Origin of the sequence: Zavarzinia sp. (assembly GCF_041650655.1) — a bacterium.
Lineage (GTDB): Bacteria > Pseudomonadota > Alphaproteobacteria > Zavarziniales > Zavarziniaceae > Zavarzinia.
The window spans coordinates 1-4,741 of record NZ_JBAZKR010000177.1 but is presented as its reverse complement, the minus strand read 5'-3'; the positions used below and the strand labels follow the sequence as shown (position 1 = coordinate 4,741).

The window sequence follows — 4,741 nt, the reverse complement described above, 5'->3', positions numbered from 1 at the left end:
GAGCTTCTGCAATTGCTCGCCGACCATGCGCATCAGGCGCTTGTAAGGTGACCAGAAGGCCTGGCGCAGGCTGATCGGATGCTCGACCAGCTTGGTGATGGTGGCATTCCAGTCGCGTCCCTGGCGGTCGTAGAAGACGCCGTTGCGGCCGACCATCAGTTGGTCGGAATCGCCGGCGGTGAAGGCGGCGGCGATCGTCTGCTTTTCGCCGCCGCTTTCGCCGACGCGCTGGCAGTCGCAATACACCAGGCAGATGCGCGACAGACCGGCCAGCGCGGCATGCCTGGCCGGGTCGCTGACGGCGACGCAGAGTTCGGCGGAACGGCCGTCGAGGTAGAGGGTGCCGATCTGGAAGGTCGCCTTGCCTTGATGTGTGTAGAAATCACGGAAGGCGACGAAGTTGTTGGCCAGCGGCAGCAGGTCGCGCACATAGCGCGCGAGGCGCTCCAGGTCGCGCACCGCTTCGGCCTCGGGCGGCAGGCCGGCGGGCCGCGCGGCCTGCCAGGCGACATAGCCGGCGAGCTGGTCCTGGATCGCCAGCCAGTCGGATTCGGAGATGGCGTCGCGGGCGCCGAGCAAGGGCACCACGGCGGCCTCGCGCAAGGCGGCGATGCGCGGGCCCCAGGCCGGATTGATGCCGGAATCGCTGCCGGCGCCCAGCGGTACCGTGGCGCCGGCGCCGACTCTTGCCAGCGGCAGCGCGGCGATATCGGCGTGGGCGGAGGAAAGCGCGGCGGCGCCCAATGATTTCAGGGCGTCGTCGGAGGCGTTCATGGCTTCGCCGGCGCGCGTGTCGAAGGCGGCCAGGCGGCAGCGGACGAAGAAGTCGTCGAGCTTTTCCTTGACGTCGGCGACGGCGGCGCAGGCGGCTTCGGTCGCCTCGCCCAGCGGCTTCGCCGCGCTGCCCGAGGCTTCCCATGCAGCCAGGGCGCGCGCGCTGAACTCGGCTTCGGCGGCGGTCGCGTCGGCGACCGAAATCAGCGTCTGCCCTTCTTTGACGATGCCGCGCGCGGCGGCGAGCAGCGCGGCGGAGGGTTCGCCGTCCTTGATTGCGGCGAGCGGCACGCCATCGAGTTGCTGCGCGAGGGCGCCGGGATCGGCCAGCCGCGCCGCCGCCCAGTCGATCGCCGCCAGCAGTTCCGGGGCCCGGATGTAGCCGTCGTTGTCGCTGTCGATCAGCGCCAGCGTGCGCGCGTCGAACTCGATGCCTTTGGTCGGACAGGAAAGCGCGACCCACAGTTTCTGGTCGAGCTCCTTCAACGCCATCAGGTCGGCGGCCGTGTCGATGCGCACCTGGTCGAAGCCGCCGGCGCGGAAGAACTTGAATGTGTGGCTCATGCGTTGTCTCCTACGAACGGATTGGTTCGACGCTCATGGCCGAAGGTCGACATCGGCCCGTGGCCGGAAATGAATTCGACATCGTCGCCCAGCGGCCAGAGCTTGTGCTTGATCGAATCCATCAGCGCCTGGTAATTGCCGCGCGGAAAATCGGTGCGCCCGATGCTGCCTGCGAACAGGACATCGCCGACGATGGCGAGTTTGGTCGGAGCGTGGAAGAACACCACATGCCCCGGCGTGTGTCCCGGCGTGTAGAGCACTTGCAGGGTTTCCTTGCCGACAGTGACGGAGTCGCCGTCTTCGAGCCAGCGGTCCGGCGTGAAGGGCTGCGCGGGCGGAAAGCCGAAGCTGCGGCTTTGCGCCGCGAGCTGGTCGATCCAGAAGCTTTCTTCACGCTGCGGGCCTTCGATCGGCACGCCCAGCATCGACGCCAGTTCGCCGGCGCCGCCGGCATGGTCGATGTGGCCGTGGGTGAGCAGGATCTTCTCGATGGTGACGCCGACCGTGGCCGCGGCCGCGAGCAGCTTCTGCAGGTCGCCGCCGGGATCGACGAAGGCGCCTTTCATGGTTTCGGTGCACCAGAGCAGGGTGCAGTTTTGTTCGAAGGGAGTGACCGGAATGATGCGGTATTGCATGAGGGCTCCTATCCGCTACGGCGAGGAGAGCGTCTTTCGCTCGACCGCCCTGTAGCGCTTTGTTTCATCAATCGGCGAGTCCGCGCCGGTAGTGGATGGCTTCGGCGACATGCGCCGAATTGATTTGTGCCGCGCCGGCCAGATCGGCGATGCTGCGCGCGACCTTGAGGATGCGATGATAAGCCCGCGCCGTGAGCGACAGGCGCGCCATGGCCTGCTTCAGCAACTGCGCGCCGGCTTCGTCGGGGCGCGCGTGGCGGTCGATTTCGTCGGGACCGAGCTGCGCATTGGGCTTGCCCTGGCGTTCGATCTGCAGGGCACGCGCCGCCGCGACGCGATCGCGCACCGTCGCCGACGATTCGCCGTCGCCGCGCGCGGAAAGCTCGGCTTCGGCCACGGCCGGCACGTCGAACATCAGGTCGATGCGATCGAGCAGCGGGCCCGAAAGTTTGCCGCGGTAGCGCGTGACCTGGTCCGGGGTGCAGCGGCACTTGCCGGCGGGATGGCCGAGCCAGCCGCAGGGGCAAGGATTCATCGCCGCCACGAGCTGGAAGCGCGCCGGGAACTCGGCGCGGCGCGCGGCGCGGGCAATGTTGATCTGTCCGGTCTCCAGCGGTTCGCGCAGGGCTTCGAGCACGCCGCGCTGGAACTCGGGCAGTTCGTCGAGGAACAGCGTGCCGTTGTGCGCCAGCGAAATCTCGCCCGGACGCGGCGTGCCGCCACCGCCGACCAGCGCGGCGCTGGAGGCCGAATGGTGCGGGGCGCGAAACGGACGCTGGTTCCAGTGGGCGAGTTTGAAGCTGCCCGCCAGCGAATGCACGGCGGCGCTCTCCAGCGCTTCGGCCGAGGTCATCGGCGGCAGCAGGCCGGGCAGGCGCTGCGCCAGCATCGACTTGCCGGCGCCCGGCGGGCCGCTCATCAGGATCGAATGCCCGCCGGCGGCCGCGACTTCCAGCGCGCGCTTGGCCTGCGCCTGGCCCTTGACCTCGGCCAGATCGGGGTAATGGGCAAAAGTCGGCGCTGGCGACACGGCGAAGGGGGCGAGCATCTCGCGGCCGGCGAGATGGGCGCAGACCTGCAGCAGGCTCCGTGCCGGCAGGATGCTCATGCCTTCGATCAATGCGGCTTCCGGTGCGCTTTCGAGCGGCAGGACGAAGGCGCGCGCGGGGTTGTGCTCAGTGTCGTTCTGAGGCCCGGCTTCGTGGCGGATCGCGGCGCACATCGCGAGCGTGCCGCGCACGGCGCGCAGCTCGCCCGAAAGCGCAAGTTCGCCGGCGAACTCGTAAGCGTCGAGATCGGCTGCCTTGACCTGGCCGGAGGCGATCAGGATGCCCAGCGCAATCGGCAGATCGAAACGCCCGGATTCCTTTGGCAGGTCGGCCGGCGCGAGATTCACCGTGATGCGCCGCTGGGGAAATTCGAAGCCGCAGTTCTGGATCGCGGCGCGCACGCGGTCGCGTGCTTCCTTGACTTCGGTGTCGGGCAGGCCGACCAGGGTGAATGAGGGCAGGCCGGAGGCGAGGTGAACTTCGACGGTCACTTCCGGGGCAGCCAAGCCCGCCAGCGCCCGCGAGCGAAGAACTGCGAGCGCCATGGGCGGGCTTACCTGCCGGAGCTCGGCGAAATTGGCTGGTTTCGCGCTTCCAGTTCGCTGACGCGCGCTTCGAGCGCCGCGAGCTTCTCCCGCGTGCGCAGCAGAACCTCGCGCTGCACGTCGAACTCTTCGCGGGTCACCAGATCCAGCTTGGCGAACAGGCCGGCGAGCGCGGCGCGCATGTTCTTCTCGACGTCGCCGGCCGGCGTCGCCGCCAACAGGGAGGACACGCGAGCGGACATTTCATCGAGCAATTTGGGATTGAGCATGGTGGATGGATTTCCTGCAGGAATGCCAAAACGAAGTTTCAGTGGAGGCTAACGCCGGCCCCATCGGCGTCAAGCGCAGCGGCAGCAAGCAAAAGTCTAGCACAGCGCCAGACCCGGCCGCGGCTGCGCGCCGGCATTGCACCAGAGCGGTGCGGCGGGCGAAGGTATCGCGTCCGGCCTGGTGCGCCCGCTTCCCCCTGCCGTTGAATCGGCTGCTCATCATGTTGATTATAAAAGACAAAAAATGGTGGCACGGTCTCTGCATTAGAGAGCCCGTAGTTTTCTATTTTCTTCTCAAGGAGCCTCAACATGAACAAGACCCTGATCGCTGCCGCCGTAGCAACGGCTTTGGCCGCCCCCGCCTTGGTGTTCGCCGCCGATGCGGCACCGACCCCGACGCACACCTTTACGCCGAACATCGGCGTGGTTTCGGACTACCTGTTCCGTGGCGTAAGCCAGACCCATGGTTCCGCCGCTCTGCAGGGCGGTGTGGATTACGCTCACGCCAGCGGCCTGTATGCGGGGATCTTTGGATCGACGATCACCTGGGTCAAGGACGCCTACGGCAAGGGCAATACCGAAGTCGACTTTTACGGCGGCTACAAGAATGCCTTCGCCGGCGGCGACTGGAACTACGACATTGGCCTGATTGCCTATACCTATCCCGGCAAGGGGGCTTCGATCCCCGGCGTCAACCTCAATCCCAACACCAGCGAGGTCTATGGCGCGCTCGGCTACAAGTGGCTGACCCTGAAGTACTCGCACGTGATCTCTGCCGGGTTTATCGGTTGGGGTGGTGGGGCCGGCTTCAATGAAAATACCCGGGGCTCCAACTATCTGGAACTGAACGGCAGTTATGACCTCGGCGACGGATGGGGTGTGAGCGGGCACATCGGCTCACAGAA

The 4,741-nt window shown here is 66.9% G+C and carries 4 protein-coding genes and 1 pseudogene; 1 reads left to right on the top strand and 4 read right to left on the bottom strand.

The window, feature by feature from the left end; all coding sequences use genetic code 11:
* From WC493_RS21630 to WC493_RS21615, 4 genes and pseudogenes are all read right to left on the bottom strand, one after another.
* Positions 1-1,338: pseudogene (locus tag WC493_RS21630) on the bottom strand (hypothetical protein); the annotation flags it as partial.
* Entirely contained in the window at positions 1,335-1,973 is a 639-nt protein-coding gene (locus WC493_RS21625; protein WP_373068418.1) for an MBL fold metallo-hydrolase, read from the bottom strand. The gene WC493_RS21625 and the pseudogene WC493_RS21630, both read right to left, overlap by 4 nt.
* A gap of 67 nt (positions 1,974-2,040) precedes the next feature.
* Positions 2,041-3,567 carry a YifB family Mg chelatase-like AAA ATPase gene (locus WC493_RS21620; protein ID WP_373068416.1) on the bottom strand — a complete coding sequence of 509 codons (1,527 nt, stop codon included), beginning with the start codon at positions 3,565-3,567 and terminating at the stop codon, positions 2,041-2,043.
* Between the two features lie 8 nt (positions 3,568-3,575).
* Positions 3,576-3,836, bottom strand: a complete 261-nt coding sequence (locus WC493_RS21615; RefSeq protein ID WP_373068414.1) for an accessory factor UbiK family protein — start codon at positions 3,834-3,836, stop codon at positions 3,576-3,578.
* Between the two features lie 309 nt (positions 3,837-4,145).
* Here WC493_RS21615 and WC493_RS21610 point away from each other — a divergent pair.
* Positions 4,146-4,741, top strand: a 596-nt coding sequence (locus WC493_RS21610; protein ID WP_373068412.1) for a TorF family putative porin, incomplete at its 3' end; no start/stop codon positions are given.